Annotated in this window: 20 protein-coding genes and 1 other RNA gene; 18 read left to right on the top strand and 3 right to left on the bottom strand. The window is 36.0% G+C overall.

Annotation, left to right across the window (positions count from 1 at the left end):
- Nucleotides 1-3: 3 nt before the first annotated feature.
- Both GFU89_RS02380 and GFU89_RS23315 read left to right on the top strand, forming a co-directional pair.
- A complete protein-coding gene (locus GFU89_RS02380; protein WP_318845610.1) occupies nucleotides 4-408 on the top strand; it encodes a hypothetical protein in 405 nt (134 codons plus the stop codon).
- Between the two features lie 114 nt (nucleotides 409-522).
- Nucleotides 523-657: a bacteriocin-like protein gene (locus GFU89_RS23315; RefSeq protein WP_413228572.1), complete on the top strand. Its 135-nt coding sequence runs from the start codon at nucleotides 523-525 to the stop codon at nucleotides 655-657.
- 26 nt (nucleotides 658-683) lie between these two features.
- On the opposite strand, the gene GFU89_RS02385 is transcribed toward GFU89_RS23315, so the two are convergent.
- The gene (locus GFU89_RS02385) at nucleotides 684-1,232 is read right to left on the bottom strand and encodes a hypothetical protein (protein WP_318845611.1); all 549 of its coding nucleotides are present in this window, start codon (nucleotides 1,230-1,232) and stop codon (nucleotides 684-686) included.
- A gap of 191 nt (nucleotides 1,233-1,423) precedes the next feature.
- Between GFU89_RS02385 and GFU89_RS02390 the strand changes: the two genes are divergently transcribed.
- The 4 genes from GFU89_RS02390 (at nucleotide 1,424) to GFU89_RS02405 (ending at nucleotide 3,108) form a co-directional block, all read left to right on the top strand.
- Nucleotides 1,424-1,936 carry a DUF421 domain-containing protein gene (locus GFU89_RS02390; RefSeq protein ID WP_318845612.1) on the top strand — a complete coding sequence of 171 codons (513 nt, stop codon included), beginning with the start codon at nucleotides 1,424-1,426 and terminating at the stop codon, nucleotides 1,934-1,936.
- A gap of 5 nt (nucleotides 1,937-1,941) precedes the next feature.
- Nucleotides 1,942-2,433: a GNAT family N-acetyltransferase gene (locus GFU89_RS02395; protein ID WP_318845613.1), complete on the top strand. Its 492-nt coding sequence runs from the start codon at nucleotides 1,942-1,944 to the stop codon at nucleotides 2,431-2,433.
- A gap of 157 nt (nucleotides 2,434-2,590) precedes the next feature.
- Complete coding sequence (locus GFU89_RS02400; RefSeq protein WP_318845614.1) at nucleotides 2,591-2,770, top strand: quinol oxidase subunit 4; 180 nt, start codon at nucleotides 2,591-2,593, stop codon at nucleotides 2,768-2,770.
- Between the two features lie 116 nt (nucleotides 2,771-2,886).
- Nucleotides 2,887-3,108 carry a hypothetical protein gene (locus GFU89_RS02405; protein ID WP_318845615.1) on the top strand — a complete coding sequence of 74 codons (222 nt, stop codon included), beginning with the start codon at nucleotides 2,887-2,889 and terminating at the stop codon, nucleotides 3,106-3,108.
- Between the two features lie 36 nt (nucleotides 3,109-3,144).
- Here the strand turns inward: GFU89_RS02405 and GFU89_RS02410 are convergent, their stop codons facing one another.
- Nucleotides 3,145-3,459 (bottom strand): DUF4286 family protein, encoded by a 315-nt coding sequence (locus GFU89_RS02410; RefSeq protein ID WP_318845616.1) that lies wholly within the window; start codon nucleotides 3,457-3,459, stop codon nucleotides 3,145-3,147.
- A gap of 149 nt (nucleotides 3,460-3,608) precedes the next feature.
- Between GFU89_RS02410 and gyrA the strand changes: the two genes are divergently transcribed.
- The 6 genes from gyrA (at nucleotide 3,609) to GFU89_RS02440 (ending at nucleotide 10,592) form a co-directional block, all read left to right on the top strand.
- Nucleotides 3,609-6,194 (top strand): DNA gyrase subunit A, encoded by a 2,586-nt coding sequence (gene gyrA, locus GFU89_RS02415; protein ID WP_318845617.1) that lies wholly within the window; start codon nucleotides 3,609-3,611, stop codon nucleotides 6,192-6,194.
- Nucleotides 6,195-6,224: 30 nt separating this feature from the next.
- Nucleotides 6,225-7,262, top strand: coding sequence for a hypothetical protein (locus GFU89_RS02420; protein ID WP_318845618.1), 1,038 nt, complete (start codon nucleotides 6,225-6,227; stop codon nucleotides 7,260-7,262).
- Nucleotides 7,263-7,485: 223 nt separating this feature from the next.
- Complete coding sequence (locus GFU89_RS02425; RefSeq protein WP_047429929.1) at nucleotides 7,486-8,322, top strand: 1,4-dihydroxy-2-naphthoyl-CoA synthase; 837 nt, start codon at nucleotides 7,486-7,488, stop codon at nucleotides 8,320-8,322.
- Between the two features lie 72 nt (nucleotides 8,323-8,394).
- Nucleotides 8,395-9,324 carry a 1,4-dihydroxy-2-naphthoate octaprenyltransferase gene (menA, locus tag GFU89_RS02430; RefSeq protein WP_318845619.1) on the top strand — a complete coding sequence of 310 codons (930 nt, stop codon included), beginning with the start codon at nucleotides 8,395-8,397 and terminating at the stop codon, nucleotides 9,322-9,324.
- Between the two features lie 16 nt (nucleotides 9,325-9,340).
- On the top strand, nucleotides 9,341-9,787 hold the full coding sequence (locus tag GFU89_RS02435; RefSeq protein ID WP_318845620.1) for an SRPBCC family protein: 447 nt from the start codon (nucleotides 9,341-9,343) through the stop codon (nucleotides 9,785-9,787).
- 118 nt (nucleotides 9,788-9,905) lie between these two features.
- Nucleotides 9,906-10,592 (top strand): metal-dependent hydrolase, encoded by a 687-nt coding sequence (locus GFU89_RS02440; RefSeq protein ID WP_318845621.1) that lies wholly within the window; start codon nucleotides 9,906-9,908, stop codon nucleotides 10,590-10,592.
- A 116-nt stretch (nucleotides 10,593-10,708) separates the two neighbouring features.
- On the opposite strand, the gene ffs is transcribed toward GFU89_RS02440, so the two are convergent.
- Nucleotides 10,709-10,806, bottom strand: an RNA gene (gene ffs / locus GFU89_RS02445) — signal recognition particle sRNA small type.
- Between the two features lie 131 nt (nucleotides 10,807-10,937).
- Here ffs and GFU89_RS02450 point away from each other — a divergent pair.
- The 6 genes from GFU89_RS02450 to GFU89_RS02475 all read left to right on the top strand — a co-directional run bounded on the left by GFU89_RS02450 (nucleotide 10,938) and on the right by GFU89_RS02475 (nucleotide 17,612).
- Complete coding sequence (locus GFU89_RS02450; protein ID WP_318845622.1) at nucleotides 10,938-11,540, top strand: DUF4199 domain-containing protein; 603 nt, start codon at nucleotides 10,938-10,940, stop codon at nucleotides 11,538-11,540.
- A 16-nt stretch (nucleotides 11,541-11,556) separates the two neighbouring features.
- The gene (locus tag GFU89_RS02455; RefSeq protein ID WP_318845623.1) at nucleotides 11,557-12,507 is read left to right on the top strand and encodes a glycosyltransferase family 2 protein; all 951 of its coding nucleotides are present in this window, start codon (nucleotides 11,557-11,559) and stop codon (nucleotides 12,505-12,507) included.
- Nucleotides 12,508-12,927: 420 nt separating this feature from the next.
- Nucleotides 12,928-13,629 carry a GIN domain-containing protein gene (locus GFU89_RS02460; RefSeq protein WP_318845624.1) on the top strand — a complete coding sequence of 234 codons (702 nt, stop codon included), beginning with the start codon at nucleotides 12,928-12,930 and terminating at the stop codon, nucleotides 13,627-13,629.
- Nucleotides 13,630-13,685: 56 nt separating this feature from the next.
- Nucleotides 13,686-15,401, top strand: coding sequence for a phospho-sugar mutase (locus GFU89_RS02465; protein ID WP_318845625.1), 1,716 nt, complete (start codon nucleotides 13,686-13,688; stop codon nucleotides 15,399-15,401).
- Nucleotides 15,402-15,421: 20 nt separating this feature from the next.
- A complete protein-coding gene (locus GFU89_RS02470) occupies nucleotides 15,422-16,330 on the top strand; it encodes a hypothetical protein (RefSeq protein ID WP_318845626.1) in 909 nt (302 codons plus the stop codon).
- Nucleotides 16,331-16,358: 28 nt separating this feature from the next.
- Complete coding sequence (locus GFU89_RS02475; protein WP_318845627.1) at nucleotides 16,359-17,612, top strand: pyridoxal phosphate-dependent aminotransferase; 1,254 nt, start codon at nucleotides 16,359-16,361, stop codon at nucleotides 17,610-17,612.
- Nucleotides 17,613-17,774 lie beyond the last annotated feature (162 nt).

The following is a 17,774-nucleotide window of genomic DNA, read 5'->3' on the forward strand; positions in this document are numbered from 1 at the left end:
GTTATGAAAAATCGAATTCAAATATTGTTTGCTTCACTTTTCGTTTGTGGATTTGCTGCCGTTTTGAACACTGCCAAAGCCCAAACTACCAATCATAATACCATTGAGCCTATTCAGCTGAATAGGAGCGAGACTTTTACAGATATAAGAAATAAACTGGAAGCCAATTTTGATCTTACCAATCCTGATTACAAGCAGGGAACTGTAAATTCAGTAGTGAAATTTGATATTGCAAAAAATGGCAAAATTGTAAATGTTCACTCTACAGGAGATTGTAAAACTGTAAGCAGAGAAATTGAAACAGTATTAAGCGATCTTGATTATAAAGTAGACCGCAATAAACTGACTGATAATATGGTTGCTTACACTTACGTAATGCCTGTGACTGTAGAGATCCACAGCAGATAGTATTTATCATGTATTATTCATAAAAGTGTGAATAATGAAAACTTATCAGAGTAAGTTGTAATAAAGAATATTCAGATAGATTTTAATTTTGTTCTACCATAAAATTAAAACTATATGAAAAATGTAAAGAAACTGACGAAGTCAGATTTAAAGGCAGTGTACGGAGGAGAACCTAAAAAATACTGTACGTTTTGCGAATGGGCAAATAAAGTAATTTGCAGTGATGTTCCAATCGTTCAGTGCCCATAAAAAAAGCCGCTTATAAAGCGGCTTTTCTATTGCGGTGTACTTTGAACAAACTCTGTTAATCTTGTTTTAAGATCTTTGGAATTTCCAATTTTGTCAAAAGTAATATTATCTATTCTCCATCCTTTTTCAGTATTGATGAGGTGTAGGGTATCCGTCCATGTCACTTTGGGTAAAGCCATATTATATTCAAATTCTACCAGCGCTTCTGCTGTTTTATCGTGTGTTGTAACATACTTGATTTTGTAGCTGGTATAACCCTCATATAAACTTGAAAACATTGCACCTTCGAAGATCAGGGGTTTCTCATCAGGGTGATCGCTATTTTTTACCTTTTCAATATCTGCTTTTGAAGCATGTATTGCATCTTCTAAAACCTTCTTTAAATCTTTAGAAAATAAATCCCCGGAGATCGCCCAATTATATACAGCTTCATTAGATTTACCATATTGCGTGTAAAGCTCATTTACTTTTTCATGGATGGCTTTATCAGAAGATAATGTAGATTGAGTTTCATTTTGTTTACAGGCAGCAAAAAACAGAAGGATGCCCAGGTATAAAAATAGTTGTTTTTTCATCTTTGAATTATAATGGTATGAAAGCTGTCAAATCTTATACCAATAGAAATATAATGGATATTCCTGTTAATTACCTTTTGTACTGAAGAACGGTAAAATCTCAACTGCTAACCAGCAACTGTCAATATATTTATTTCGGCAACATTCATACAATAACAAAAAATCAATACATTTGAGTAGATAAAAAAATTGTGGATCCTATTCTTAACGTTGCTGTCCGTTCCCTCTGCGTTTACCTTTTCATGGTAATTGCAATCCGTTTATTTGGTAAAAACCAGCTTTCTCAGCTCAATGCAGGAGATGTTGTTTTGTTGCTGCTGATTTCAAATGCTGTGCAGAATGCAATGGTAGGACCGGATACTTCTCTCCAGGGAGGTATTATTGCGGCATTGGTTTTGTTTGTGGCTAATTTTATTTTAAAAAGACTGATGTTTTCGAGCCGCTCCTTTCAGGCTTTTATGGAAGATGAGCCGGTTATTCTCATAAGAGACGGAGTAGCAGACCAGGCAGCACTGAACCGTGTAAAAATTAGTGAAAGTGAATTGGAGGAAGCAATAAGAGAACATGGAATTGAAAAAATAAATAATGTAAAACTGTCTGTTCTGGAAGTTGACGGCAACATCAGTGTTGTTTCTGAAGATGAAAAAAGCAAACAGACCCATTATTCAAGGATTAAAAGAAAAATGAAAAGAAAATACTATTAAATACGATGAATTACGAATTAAGAGAAATGCTTCCCAATGACGAAGCCAGAGTACTGGAAATCTTCAGGCAGGGAGTAGACGGTGGAATTGCCACTTTGGAAACAGAAGTTCCCACAGCCGAAGCCTGGAGCATGGAATATTTCAATGACTGTCGCTGGGTATTGGAAAATGAAAATAATGAAGTGATAGGATGGTGCGCTTTAAAGCCGGTAAGCAAAAGAGAATCTTTTAAAGGAGTTGCAGAAGTAAGCATTTATTTTGATAACGAATACCAGGGAAAGGGATTGGGTTCCGTACTGCTTAAAAAGATAATTCTGGACAGCGAGGATCACGGATTCTGGACATTACAGACCAATATCTTCTCCGAAAATGAAATGGCTATCAAGTCTCATCAGAAAAACGGGTTCAGAGTGGTAGGAGTCCGTAAAAAAATCGGAAAGCTCAACGGCGAATGGAAAGATCTTATCATGATGGAAAAAAGAAGCGAAATCATTTAAAGAATGATGAATTTGTTTGATAAGCAAACTAATCTCCATAACAAAATTCATTATTGACTTGCGAAGCAAAATTGACCATTGACAATAGAAGCTTGAACTTTGAATTTTTATTTTTTTGGCACTACCATTGTAATAGTAAACTGAAAAAATAGAAATAATGAAAAATTTGTTTAAAATTACCGGAGTACTTATTGTGGTATTTATGTTGTCATCATGTGTAGTTCATGACAATGGAAGCCATGGTAAAACGCTTCCTCCCGGACAGGCTAAAAAAATATATGGTGGAAGCGCAAAAGACTATGCTCCTGGGCAAGTGAAAAAAAGAAGCGGCTATTAACAGATCGTGTAAAATGAAAAACTAGAAGCAGGTTTTAACGTATATTAGCTTTATTTCAATTTCTTTTGGCATTAACATTGATATATTTCGCTATCGGAATTGAAAAAGTGAAAATAATGAAAAGTTTGTTTAAAATTGCTGGGGTAGGCATCGTTCTGCTAATGCTGTCATCATGTGTGGTGAGTGAGCCTTATGGAAGAAGAATGCCGCCAGGTCATGCAAAAAGGTATTATGGAGGAAGTGCAAGATACTATGCCCCTGGCCATGTTCAGAAAGTATATATTTATGAAGATCGTGGCCACCATCACAGAGGCCGTGGTCATGGACATCACAGATAAAAAAGAAAAGCACTGAATATTTCAGTGCTTTATTTTTTATAATCTCGTTTTCTTTGGATTTAGGAAAGTATTGAAGATCATCACTTCCTGTCCGAATTTTTTCTCAATTATTTCAGAAATGTTTAAAAGTTCACTTTTAATGAAATCTTCCCTCAGTCCATCATTATCAAATATTAATAAAAGATTGTAATTCTTACCATCTTCAATAAAATCACTGTGTACCTCAGAAAGGATATATTTGTCTACATCCATCAGGTTTTCTGTCATTAAAACCAGTGTTTCATCAATATAATTTTCCCATTCTTCTAGGTTATCTTTCGTACAGTGGAAAGTTATACTTAATACGCTCATATTTTTATGAATTTTTAAGATTTTTTGGATAAATTCTACAGCAAAAATCGGCATTTTTTTCGTAAATTAGCCCGTTAATAAAAATCGGAAATAAATAATTTTCAGACTTACAGCTAAAGGTCTGACTATCATTATAATAAAATTTGTTTATGCAAAAAGAAGGAGAAAGACTGATTCCTATCAACATTGTTGATGAAATGAAGTCGTCTTATATCGATTATTCGATGTCCGTTATCGTTTCAAGAGCGTTACCGGATGTAAGAGACGGCTTGAAACCTGTTCATAGAAGAGTACTTTATGGTATGTATGGACTAGGGGTGTTTTCTAATAGAAAATATTTAAAATCTGCGAGAATTGTTGGGGATGTTTTGGGTAAATATCACCCGCACGGAGATTCCTCTGTATATGATGCAATGGTAAGGATGGCCCAGAACTGGAGCTTACGTTATCCTCAGGTAGACGGCCAGGGTAACTTCGGATCAATGGATGGTGACCCACCTGCAGCAATGCGTTATACTGAAGCAAGATTGAAAAAAATCTCTGATGAGATTCTTTCAGACCTAGACAAAGAAACAGTAGATTTCCAGAATAACTTTGACGATAGTTTACAGGAACCAACAGTAATGCCTACTAAAGTTCCGAACCTTTTGGTAAACGGTACTTCAGGTATTGCAGTAGGGATGGCAACCAATATGGCGCCACACAACTTATCAGAATCTGTAGATGCAATATGCGCTTATATCGATAATAAAGAAATTACGATTGATGAGCTGATGCAGCACATCATTGCGCCGGATTTCCCTACAGGTGGTATTATCTATGGATATGATGGGGTAAGAGATGCATTCCATACAGGAAGAGGTAGAGTTGTTTTAAGAGCTAAAGTTAACTTTGACGAAATCGGAAACAGAAATGCTATTATCGTTACTGAAATCCCTTATCAGGTTAACAAAGCTGAAATGATCGCAAGAACAGCAGAACTTGTTAAAGACGAAAAAATCCCTGGTATCCATGAGATCAGAGATGAATCGGACAGAAATGGACTTCGCGTTGTATACGAATTGAAAAACGATGCTATTCCGAATGTTGTTCTTAACCTATTATATAAATATACAGCACTTCAGACTTCTTTCAGTGTAAACAATATTGCATTGGTACACGGAAGACCGGAGCAGCTGAACCTTAAAGATATCATTCATCATTTTGTAGAGCACAGACACGAGGTTATCGTAAGAAGAACTCAGTATGAGCTTAAGAAAGCAAAAGAAAGAGCGCATATCCTTGAAGGGTTCATGAAAGTGATCGGAACTCAGGATGCTTTAGATAGAGCGATTTCTATTATCCGTCACAGTGCAAACCCTCAGGCTGCAAAAGAAGGCTTGATTGAGGCATTTGAACTTTCGGACATTCAGGCTCAGGCGATTCTTGATCTGAGATTGGCTCGTTTGACAGGAATGGAACTTGATAAGATCCGTGATGAATACGATGCGATCATGAAAGAAATTGAAAATTTGGAAGATATCTTAGCTAATGAGCCAAGAAGATTCCAGATCATTAAAGAAGAATTGATCGAAATCAAAGAAAAATACGGAGACGAAAGAAGAACCGAAATTGATTATTCAGGAGGAGAAATGTCTATTGAAGATATTATCCCGAACGAAGCTGTAGTTCTTACTATTTCTCACGCAGGATATGTTAAGAGAACTTCACTTTCAGAATATAAAATTCAAAGTAGAGGTGGTGTAGGAAATAAAGCTGCAACAACAAGGGATTCTGACTTCCTTGAATATATCGTTTCTGCAACCAACCACCAGTATATGTTATTCTTTACAGAAAAAGGAAGATGTTACTGGTTAAGAGTATTTGAAATTCCGGAAGGTTCCAGAACAGCAAAAGGAAGAGCGGTACAAAACCTTATCAACATTGAACCGGATGATAAGATCAAAGCTTATATCAGAACCAACAACCTGAAGGATTCTGAATATGTAAATCAAATGAGTGTTGTGATGGTTACCAAAAACGGTACAATCAAGAAAACATCATTAGAAGCGTATTCAAGACCAAGAGTAAACGGAGTAAATGCTATTGAGATCAGAGATAATGACCAGTTGTTAGGAGCTTACCTTACCAATGGAAATTCTCAGATTATGATTGCTACTAAAAATGGTAAATGTATCCGTTTCCCTGAAGAAAAAGTAAGAGAAGTAGGTAGAGGATCTATCGGGGTAAGAGGAATCTTGCTTGAAGACGGTGATGAAGCTATTGGTATGATTGTTGTGAACGATGTAGAGAACGAAACAGTACTTGTAGTGTCTGAAAAAGGATACGGAAAGAGGACTGCAGTAGAAGACTACAGAATTACCAACAGAGGAGGAAAAGGAGTTATCACCCTGAACATTACCGAAAAAACAGGAAATCTGATTGCTATTCAAAACGTAACAGACGAAGATGGATTGATGATTATCAATAAATCCGGTGTTGCGATCAGAATGGGAATGGACGAAATGAGAGTAATGGGTAGAAATACTCAGGGAGTAAAACTGATCAATCTTAAGAAAAATGACGAAATTGCAGCTATTGCAAAAGTAGCAATGGACAAAGATGTAGAAGAAGATTCTGAAGAAACTGAAGAAGAAACAGACGTTGTAGCTGATAACCAGGAAGACAATACAATACCTCAGGCTGAAAATGAAAATACAGCAGAGGGAAGTGAGAATTCTGATTCTGAAGAATAAATTATACAATATAAATATAAAATAGTTATTATGAAGAAACTAATTTTAGGAATGGCTATCGTAGCATCTGCTTTTGCTTTTGGGCAGAAAAAAGATGCTGCTGCTTTGAATGCTCAGCTTCAGGAAGCTAATAAAGTTGCTATGGATGCATATAATGCAAAAAATTATGCAGCTGCAGCACCTAAGTTTATAGAAGTTTATGACTTATTAAAGTCTAGTGGTCAGGACAACAAAATATATATGTATTATGCAGGACTTAGCCATGCGTTAGCGAATAACAGTGACCAGTCTATCAAAATATATACAGACCTTGTTAATTCCGGATTTACAGGAGTAGAAACCACTTATACTGCAAAAGAAAAGAAAACAGGCAATGTAATACCTTTAGATAAAGCGACTTGGGAGCTTATGAAGAAGAATTCTGACTATAGTGATTTCAAAACAGAGCAGACAAAAAGTATAGAATCAGATATATACGAAACACTGGCTTCTTTACTTCTTAATGCAAAAAAAGCACCTGAGGCTCTTACTATTATTGAAAAAGGATTAGTTAAATTTCCAAACAGTGCTAAACTTAAAGAAGCTCAGACTACAGCATATCTTCAGTCAGGAAACACAGATAAATTCGTTTCCGGATTGAAAGAACAATTAGCTAAAAACCCTAATGATCCTACAAACTGGTATAATCTTGGGGTAATGCAGGCTAAAAACCCTGCTACTGTTAATGATGCTTTAGAAGCATTTAAAAAAGCAATTGAACTTAAACCTGACTTTTCTGATGCATATCAAAACCTAGTGTATACAACTATTGGTGATGATGCTAAAGTGGTAACAGAGATCAATGCATTGAGAAAAGACAAACCGGATGAAGCTTCTAAACTGATCGACGCAAGAAGAGAAAGATTCGGAAAAGCATTGCCATTTGCAGAAGGATGGTATAAAGCAAGCCCGAAGAGTCTTGATGCCGTTTCTGCATTAAAGGAAATTTACATGGTGACTAAAAACATGGATAAAGTTAAAGAAATGAAAGCTAAAGAAGCTGAGCTTAGTGCTGCTGCTACAAAGTAATCATTCGATAATTCAACTATAAAAAGCCGGAGCAGCAATGCTCCGGCTTTTGTTTTTAAGGGAATAGGGTTAGGTTATTGCTTATTCAGAAAATACAATTTTGTCCAATCTCTGTAACTTGAAATTTTGAATGAAAAAATTCTCTTCCTTATTGAAATGATGGGTAAATTTCACACAGAGAATTTCTCTGTAATTCCGTATCTTTGGGAAAAATTTTAATAAGATGATCGAGTGGAAAACCGCCAAGGAATACGAAGATATTACCTATAAAAAATCTAACGGAGTAGCAAGAATTGCTTTCAACAGACCAGAGGTACGCAACGCTTTCAGGCCAAAAACAACTTCAGAATTATACGATGCTTTTTATGATGCCTATGAAGATCCTTCAATAGGAGTTGTATTACTTTCAGGAGAAGGACCAAGCCCGAAAGACGGTGGATGGGCCTTTTGTAGTGGTGGAGATCAGAAAGCCAGAGGACACCAGGGATACGTAGGAGAAGATGGAAGACACCGTTTGAATATCCTTGAAGTTCAGCGTTTGATCCGTTTCATGCCTAAAGTGGTTATTGCAGTGGTTCCCGGATGGGCAGTTGGTGGAGGACACTCTCTTCATGTTGTATGCGATTTAACATTAGCAAGCGAAGAACATGCTATTTTTAAGCAGACAGATGCTGATGTTACAAGCTTTGATGGTGGTTACGGTTCTGCTTACCTTGCCAAAATGGTAGGACAGAAAAAAGCTCGTGAAATCTTCTTTTTAGGAAGAAACTATTCTGCTCAGGAAGCATTTGAAATGGGAATGGTAAACAAAGTAGTTCCTCATGCTGAATTAGAAGATACTGCTTATGAATGGGCTCAGGAAATTTTAGGAAAATCTCCAATGTCTATCAGAATGCTGAAATTTGCAATGAACCTTACGGACGATGGGATGGTAGGGCAGCAGGTGTTTGCTGGTGAAGCAACCCGTCTTGCCTATATGACAGAAGAAGCTCAGGAAGGTAGAAACGCATTCCTCGAAAAAAGAAAGCCAAACTTCGGAGAAGATCAATGGATATCCTAACATTAGTGATGGGTAATAAGTAATGAGCAATTTTTCATTACTTATTACCCATTGCTCATTACTTATAAATATATGACTGATTGGATAAAAGCCGCAAGGCTAAGAACTTTACCGCTTTCCTTAAGCGGAATTATTATGGGGGCCTTCATTGCAAAATGGAGACTGTACGGAGAAGGAGGAACCTGGGATTGGAAGATCTTTGCACTCGCTCTTTTGGTGACCCTTTTGTACCAGATTTTATCAAATTATGCCAATGATTACGGTGACGGAGTCAAAGGTACTGATGCCAAAAGAATCAATGAAGCTGAAGCAAGAGCGGTGGCTTCAGGAAAAATTACAGCTAAGCAAATGAAAAATGCTGTCATTCTTTTCTCAGTATTATCTTTTGTTGCTACGATTGCTTTATTATACGTTGCCTTCATTCCAAATTATATGAATGAATTTTATATTTTCATAGGATTGGGAGTGGCAAGTATTCTGGCGGCAATGGGATATACCATGGGTAAAAAGCCTTATGGATATATGGGATTAGGAGATGTTTTCGTATTTATCTTCTTCGGGCTTGTTTCCGTATGTGGAAGTTACTTTTTATTCACTAAAACTTTCAGCTGGGATATGTTGTTACCAGGAACAGCTGTTGGAATGATGAGCATGGCGGTTCTTAACCTGAACAATATGAGAGATATTGAAAGCGATAGACTATCAGGAAAAAACAGTTTTGCTTTAAGAATCGGATTCAGAAATGCAATGATTTATGAAATGGTTCTGTTACAGCTTCCATTATTGCTGATTCTTGCGTTTTTAGGAATAAACGGATTTATGCAGGCTCAGAATTATTATGTTTTTATCGTAATGATCCTGTTAATCCCATTATCAAAACTGAGAAGAAAGATTTTATCGGTAAAAGAACCAAAAGAATTAGACCAGTATTTAAAGCAGGTGGGTATCATGACGTTTGTAATGGCAATTCTTACAGCAGCCGGACTTAATTTATTTAACTAATCTAAAATAGTATATCATGAGTTCTAATGTCTTTGTTGAAGCTCAAATGCTTATCAGAAAACCAATTGAAGATGTTTTTGAAGCATTTATCAATCCTGAAATAACAACTAATTTCTGGTTTACAAAATCTACCGGAAAATTAGAAGAAGGTAAAACTATTACCTGGGAATGGGAAATGTACGGAGTACAATCTGTAGTGAAAGTTCATCAGGTAATTCCGAATCAACTGATCAGAACAGTTTGGGGAGAATCTTCAACAAACGTAGACTATGAATTCAAAACAATGGAAAAAGGAACTCTGGTTGTCATTAAGAGCTATGGATTCAGTCAGACTGGTGAAGATCTGCTGAAACAGATTAATGACAATACAGGTGGGTTTACAACGGTTTTAGACGGTTGTAAAGCTTATCTGGAGCATGGGATTAATCTGAGGCTTATTGAAGACAAATTTCCATCGAAATAATAAATTAAAGAAAACGCGAATGGCACGAATGCTTTCACTAATGTCACTAATCTCATGGTGTTATTTGTGAAATTATTTGAGTCATTTGTGTTTAATAATAATTGAAACTAAATTTAAAATGAAAATACAATTCTTAGGGCAAAATTGTTTCCTGTTCACTTACAAGGACAAAACAATTTTGAGTGACCCTTTCTACAACTACAAAAAAGCAGAGTCAGGTTTTGACATTGCAGCTCAAAAAATCGATTACATTTTGCTGACTCATGCACATGGCGATCATATTGCCGATGTAGCAGAAGTGTTACAGCATTATCCGGAAGCTACCGTAATTGGAGTTCCTGAAGTATGTGGTTACTTTCAGCAGGCTAAAAACAGAGATGATGTGAATCTCGGAGGATCAGCAAAAATCGACGATCTTAAAATTTCCATGGTTCCGGCTCACCATACAAGTTCTTTCCCTGATGGAAGCTATGGAGGCGTTCCTGTAGGGTATATCTTCAGACTTCCTGAAGGAAAGAACATCTATTTGGCTGGAGATACTGGAGTAATGGCGGATATGGAGCTATTCCCAAGATTATATGGAAATATTGATCTTTCTATTCTTCCAATCGGTAGTCACTATACAATGTGTCCTAGAAAAGCTTCTTTTGCCGCTGCAGAATTGTTGAAAACTCCAAAAGTAATCGGATGTCACTTTGATACTTTTCCGGCAATCGAGATCAATCATGAAAGTGCATTAAAGCATTTTGCAGATAAAAATGTAGAACTTGTTTTACCAAAACTAGGCGAGACGTTCGAATTTTAATCAATAACGGGAATTAGGTAATCTGAAAATTAGAAAAATGAAAATGATGCGTAAGGTATTAAAAACAAAAAAAGATAATTATCAAATTACCTCTCTTCTCACTTTAAACCAAAAAAAAATGGCAAGCTACCTAAATCACACCGCTACGACCAATTACCTTTGCTGCGTTCCCACCCTGGAGGATTCTCAGGAGCTGGTTGTTTAGGACTTGCCGTTGCAAAGGTAGGAATATTTTATAAACTTCAAAACTTTATCAAAGAAAATTAGTCGAAAAAATGCAGTGGTAAAGCTAAACACTTGACATTTAGAGGGAAAAATTTTCAACTTTTTTCTAAAAATTTAAATATGACGAAAAGTCCATCAACACTAGGAATTATACTTTTTATTGCTACAATGATCATTTTCTTTGTAGTGTATACTTTTTTATCAGGAATCAATTATTTTGATATCTCTTTGAAAGCCAACGCTTTCGTTTTGCCAATTTTATATGCAGGTACTGCATTCTGGTCTGTAAAATCCTTTTGGAACAACCATAGAGTGGTAAAATTTAAAGATGCTTTCAAAAGAGCATTCGTTCCAATGTTTATCGGAGGGATTCTTTCCATCTTCAGTATTTATGCCTTTTTAAACTTTGTAGATCCTGCAGCAAAAAAGCTGCTGAACTATCAATATGTTCAAAGACAAAAATCAGAATTGGATACAGAATATACCTCTGCAAGAAAAATTTTGAAGCATCAGAAGGATATTGATGAGCTGGATCAGAAGTATACAGAAAGATTACAAAGCTTCACTCCAGAAGCAGTTAAAGGAAAAGATATGCTTACCGCAAGTCATTTTTCCGGATACTTTGCAGCAATTCTTATATTTTACGTAGTTTTGTCGGTGTTTTTCGGAGCATTTTTCAGAACAAGAACAGTGCACCAGCCCGAAGAAACAAATCAAGACTAATTTTTATTAAAATTAAATGAATTTATCTATAGTTATTCCGTTACTGAACGAAGAAGACTCTCTGGAAGAGCTTTTTTCAAGAATTGATAAAGTATGCAAAACCAGTGATTTATCTTATGAGATATGGTTTGTAGACGATGGCAGTACGGATTTGTCGTGGAGTATTATTGAGAATATGAAAGTACAGTATCCTCAGATCCACGCTATTAAATTTTCCAGAAATTATGGAAAATCACAGGCTCTTCATGCAGCCTTTGAAAGAACAAACGGAGATGTAGTGATTACTATGGATGCCGACCTGCAGGATTTCCCTGAAGAAATTCCGGAACTGTATAATATGGTGATTCACGATAACTACGATATCGTTTCCGGTTGGAAAAAGAAGCGTTTTGATAATGTAATGACGAAAAATATTCCGTCAAAATTATTCAATGCAGCAGCAAGAAAAGTTTCAGGAGTTTACCTTCATGACTTCAACTGTGGTTTGAAAGCTTACAAAAAGCAAGTTGTAAAATCTGTTGACGTTTACGGAGATATGCACCGTTATATTCCGGTACTGGCTGCTAATGCAGGTTTCAGAAGAATTACAGAAAAAGAAGTGCAGCATCAGGCTAGACCTTATGGAACTTCAAAATTCGGTACGGAAAGATTTGTAAGAGGATTTCTGGATTTGATAACCCTTTGGTTTGTAAGTCGTTTTGGAGGAAGACCAATGCATTTCTTCGGAGCGGTAGGTACCATGATGTTTATTGTAGGTTTTCTTTCAGCACTGTGGTTGGGGATTTCTAAACTGATTGATGTTGCAAGAGGAATTTACGGACATTTAATTACCAATAATCCTTGGTTCTTTATCGCATTAACCATGATGATTATGGGAAGTCTTCTGTTCGTAGCAGGATTCTTAGGTGAAATGATTATCAGAACAAACCGAGAACACAAGAATTATAACATTGACGAAGTGATATAAAACAGATAATTATTCAGTTAAACGTACTGAAAGATAACCTGTTAATATAAACCTTTAGTGAATGTATGATCATTCCCATCCTTTGGAGAGGTGGCAAAAATTCAAAGAATTTTTGACGGGGTGGTTAACCCAAAATAATCATTCCAATTTCAATACATAAAAAGCACTCTGAAAAATCAGGGTGCTTTTTTCATATTTAAAAAAGTAAAAGAAGGAGAGAACAAGAAATAACCTTTTCTGAAAAGCAAAAAATTGAAAATTATCAGGTATTTTATTGTCAAAAGACAAAGATTTTTAGAAATTTTAATCCTATTTTTGTTCAAAATAATATTGAAAGTCCCGTGAGAGATATGAAAAAAACTTTCAGAGATTTTCAGTAAAGAACGTTACGATTATATTATAGAATATTTAAAATTAAATATGAAAAAAGTTGTATACACATTGATGCTGATGGCAGTAGTTTCCTGTGGAAAAGTTTCTCCTAAAGGGAATATTGAAAAGAAAGATGTGGATGTTTCGGAGTTTGTAAACCTTGATCTTGAAGGAAAATTCCGTGTATTTTATGCTAAAGGGCCTAAGAATTTTGTGGAAATAGAAACCTATCCGAATGTGGCGAGCAATCTGGATGTGGATGTAAAAGATAAAACACTTTTCATTAAAGAAAAAAGAGGTACAAAGGGTGTAGATTTTTATAATGTAACAATTTATTCAAAATATAACCTGGAAAAAGTAGCTATTTCTGATTCTGTAGAAGTGAATATTTCAAGTGAAATCAAGACTGATAACTTCAGACTTAATATGAAAAATAATGCAAGTTTCATGGGGTCTGTCAACACCAGAAGAGCAGAGGTTGAAATGCACAACAGAAGCCGCGCCAACTTCCTGGGATTGTCCAAAGATGCCGTTATAAAGATTTCAGATACAGCAAGTTTAATTGCCCCTTACTGGAAAATTACCAACCTGAATATTGATTCTAAAAACGGAAATTACGCAGAAGTAAATGTGAAAGATTCTTTAAAAGGACACGTTCAGAACACGGCAAAATTTATCTATTATAATGATCCAATCAGAGCTTTTAAAATTGATAAAACAACGAAAGTTGAAAATAAAAAACTGGATTAAAAGCAATATCATTTAAACTAAGAACTATACAAATTATAAAAGAACAACATACAAATATGAATACATTAGAAAAAGCGAAACTTTGGTTAAGTGATACCTTCGATAAAGAAACGAGAGATGCTGTACAGACATTGATCGACAGCAATTCCCCGGATCTGGAAGATTCTTTCTACAGAGAACTGGAATTCGGGACTGGAGGAATGCGTGGAATAATGGGAGTAGGAACCAATCGCTTGAATAAATATACATTAGGACAGGCTACTCAGGGATTGGCGAACTATATGTTACAACAGTTCAAAGGTGAAGAGATTAAAGTGGCCATCGCTTATGATGTTCGTAACAACTCAAAAGAGTTCGGGAAACTGGTAGCAGATGTTTTGACGGCCAACGGAATTAAAGTATTGCTTTTCAAAGACCACAGACCAACGCCTGAATTGTCTTTCACCGTTCGTGATAAAAAATGTAACGGAGGAATTGTATTGACAGCTTCTCACAACCCGCCGGAATACAACGGTTATAAAGTATACTGGAATGACGGAGCGCAGATTGTTCCGCCAAATGATGAAGCCATTATCAATGAAGTATATTCTGTGAAATTTGAAGAAATTAAATTCAACGGAAATGATGATCTTATTGAGTGGATCGGTGAGGAGCAGGATGATGTATATATTGATGCTTGTCTTGAAAATTCTACCTATCAGAATGTTGGAAAAGAAAATTTAAATATTGTTTTCACATCTATCCACGGAACAACCTATACTACAATTCCTAAAGCATTAGAAAAAGCAGGATTCAAAAAAGTGGATCTTGTGAGAGAACAAATGATTCCAAGCGGAAATTTCCCTACAGTAGACTCTCCAAATCCTGAAGAGCCTGCAGCATTGGAAATGGCAATGGATCTTGCAAGAATTACCAACGCTGATATCGTTATCGGAACTGATCCGGATGGTGACAGATTGGGAATTGCGGTAAGAAATCTCGATGGTGAAATGCAGCTCTTAAACGGTAACCAAACCAACACAATCCTTACGTATTACATCCTGAATGAATGGAGAAAGCAGGGAAGAATCACAGGAAAAGAATTTATTGGCTCTACGATCGTAACTTCAGATATTTTCTTTGATATTGCACAGAAATTTGGGGTAGAGTGTAAAGTAGGTCTTACAGGATTCAAATGGATCGGAAAAATGATCCGTGAAGCAGAAGGAACACAGAAATTTGTGTGTGGTGGTGAGGAAAGCTTCGGATTTATGACCGGAGATTTTGTACGTGATAAAGATTCTTGCGGAAGTATTCTTTTAGCATGCGAAATTGCAGCCTGGTGCAAAGCCAACGGAAAAACAATGTATCAGTACATGATTGAGATCTATGAAGACCTTGGAATGTATTATGAGGGATTAATCAATATCGTAAGAAAAGGAAAAGAAGGAGCTGAGGAAATTCAGAATATGATGAAAGACTTCCGTGAAAACCCTCCAAAAGAACTGGCTGGTTCATTAGTGGAAGAAGTAAAAGATTTCAAAGAACAGACAAGTCTTACCATTTCTACCAACGAGAAAAAAGTAATGAATGATATTCCGAAGTCTAACGTATTGATCTATTACACACAGGACGGAACAAAAGTATGTGTAAGACCTTCAGGAACAGAGCCTAAAATTAAGTTTTATGTTTCTGTGAAAGATTCCGTTACTTCAGAAGCGGATTTCAGAGATAAATTAAAATCATTGGAAGCTAAAATCGGAGCTGTTAAAACAGATTTGAAACTAGATTAATTTTTCCCCGAAAACAGCAGATGATCAAAAAAATAATAGCAGTTTGCTTACTGTCTGCAGCCGTAGTTTCCTGTAAAAAGGAAACTGCAGTTTCAGAGAGAAAACCAGCAAATGATTCGATTGCTACTACAGAAACCAAGGAAGATCAGTACAAACCGATAGATACAGCATGTTCTCCCACTCATAAAACGGAGGATTATATCACATCACTTCAATGGTACCGTGCAAAAATCGAAAAAGAAATGGCTGGCAACAGTCCGGAACAGAATGACACCGTATACCAAGACTATTTAAAAATAAGAAGAAAGTATACAGGGTGTCTGATGAACTTACATGCTGATATTTTAGATAAATATGTGAACTATTATAACTATGATAAGGATCAGTACAACTTACCGGATAATGTTAAAAAAATAGCTTCAGAACTGAAAAAAGAAGGTCTTGAGTTCAGGGAAGTAGGAGAAGGAATTACTGAAATCTGGACCGTTCCGGGATATTATTCATCCTTGTTTAAGAATAAAGTAACTCCTGATTATGAAGTCTATATTTCACAGACTGATAAAGAAAGTGAATCCAATTATGCAGCTGATGCTGGATTAATAATTACCTGGGAACAGCTGGGAGACAGATTGATGTTCTGGGAAAACTTTATGAACAAATATCCTAAGAGCAATCTTATAAAGGTTGTCAAACAGGACTATAAAATATATTTGTCTGATTATCTTTTGGGAATGGATAACACGCCAACCTTTGAAAGAGACATGGACAAAGGAACCGGAAAACTGAACGATGAAAACAGAACGGAATTCAACAGGATTATCAAAAAATATCCGAATTCCAATACGGCAAAAAAAGTAAAAGAAGCAATAGCCCTTTTTGATGCACAAACGCCGGTAGATCAAATGTATGAGAGGTTTAATGGAGAATGAAAATATAAATTTTAAATAAGAATAAAAAGTGAAAGTTTCAAAATTAGCAGCGAACCTGATCGGTTCTGAAATTGTAAAAATTGGTAACGAAGTAAATGATCTAAAAGCAAAAGGAGCAGAAATTGCCAATCTTACTATTGGTGATCTGAATTCTAATATCTATCCTATTCCAGCATTGCTGAAGGAAGAGATTCAGAAAGCATACCAGAATAATCTAACGAATTATCCGCCTGCAAACGGACTTTTATCTTTAAGAAAAGAAGTTTCCAAAGACCTTAAAAAAAGATGGAACCTGGACTATTCTCCAGAAGATATTCTGATCACTGCCGGATCAAGACCTTTGATCTATGCCGTTTACAAAACAATCGTAGACGAAGGAGATAAAGTAGTATATCCTACACCATCTTGGAACAACAATCACTATGCTTACCTTACTTCGGCCAATGCTGTAGAAGTAAAGACTAAGCCTGAAACCAACTTTCTTCCAACAGCAGATGATTTAAGACCTCATTTGGATGGAGCCGTGTTATTGGCACTTTGTTCACCATTGAACCCTACAGGAACCATGTTTACAAGAGAGCAGCTTTCAGAAATCTGCGAATTGGTGATTGCTGAAAACAAAAAAAGAGGAGAAAATGAAAAACCGTTATACCTTATGTATGACCAGATCTATTCTATCCTTACTTTCGGTGCAGAGCATGTAGATCCTGTTTCTCTTTTCCCTGAAATGAAAGACTATACCATCTATATCGACGGTATTTCAAAATGCCTTGCAGCAACTGGAGTACGTGTAGGATGGGGATTTGGTCCTGCTCATATTCTTGATAAAATGAAAGCACTTCTTACCCACGTTGGAGCTTGGGCACCAAAACCTGAGCAGGAAGCAACAGCTAAATTCTATGAAAACCCTGAGAATGTAGATGTTTTCGTTGAGGATTTTAAAGGTAAGCTTGAAGAAAGCTTAAAAGCTCTTCACAACGGAGTTCAGGATTTAAAAGGAAAAGGACTTTCAGTAGACAGTATTGAACCAATGGGAGCTCTTTATCTTACTATTAAATTAGACTATATCGGAAAAGCAAAACCAGACGGAGCGGTAATTGAAAACTCTTCAGACCTTGTATTCTACTTAATTAATGAAGCAGGAGTGGCTTTAGTACCATTCTCAGCCTTTGGAGAAGATAAATCTGAACCTTGGTTCCGTGCTTCTGTAGGAGGATTGGCTACAGAGGAGATCAAAGGAATGCTTCCGAAGCTGGAGAGTGCTTTGAACAATTTAAAGTAATCTTTACATAAAAAATATATGCTTCGACTCTGTTCGGCATGACATCATTAAAATCAAACTATATTAATCATGTCATGCTGAGCGGAGTCGAGGTTTTTTATATACTATATTCCATATTTTTATCTCTTGGTTGTATGGACTTATTTTTTTTATCAAATATTT

The organism is Chryseobacterium sp. JV558 (genome assembly GCF_033712365.1).
GTDB lineage: Bacteria > Bacteroidota > Bacteroidia > Flavobacteriales > Weeksellaceae > Chryseobacterium.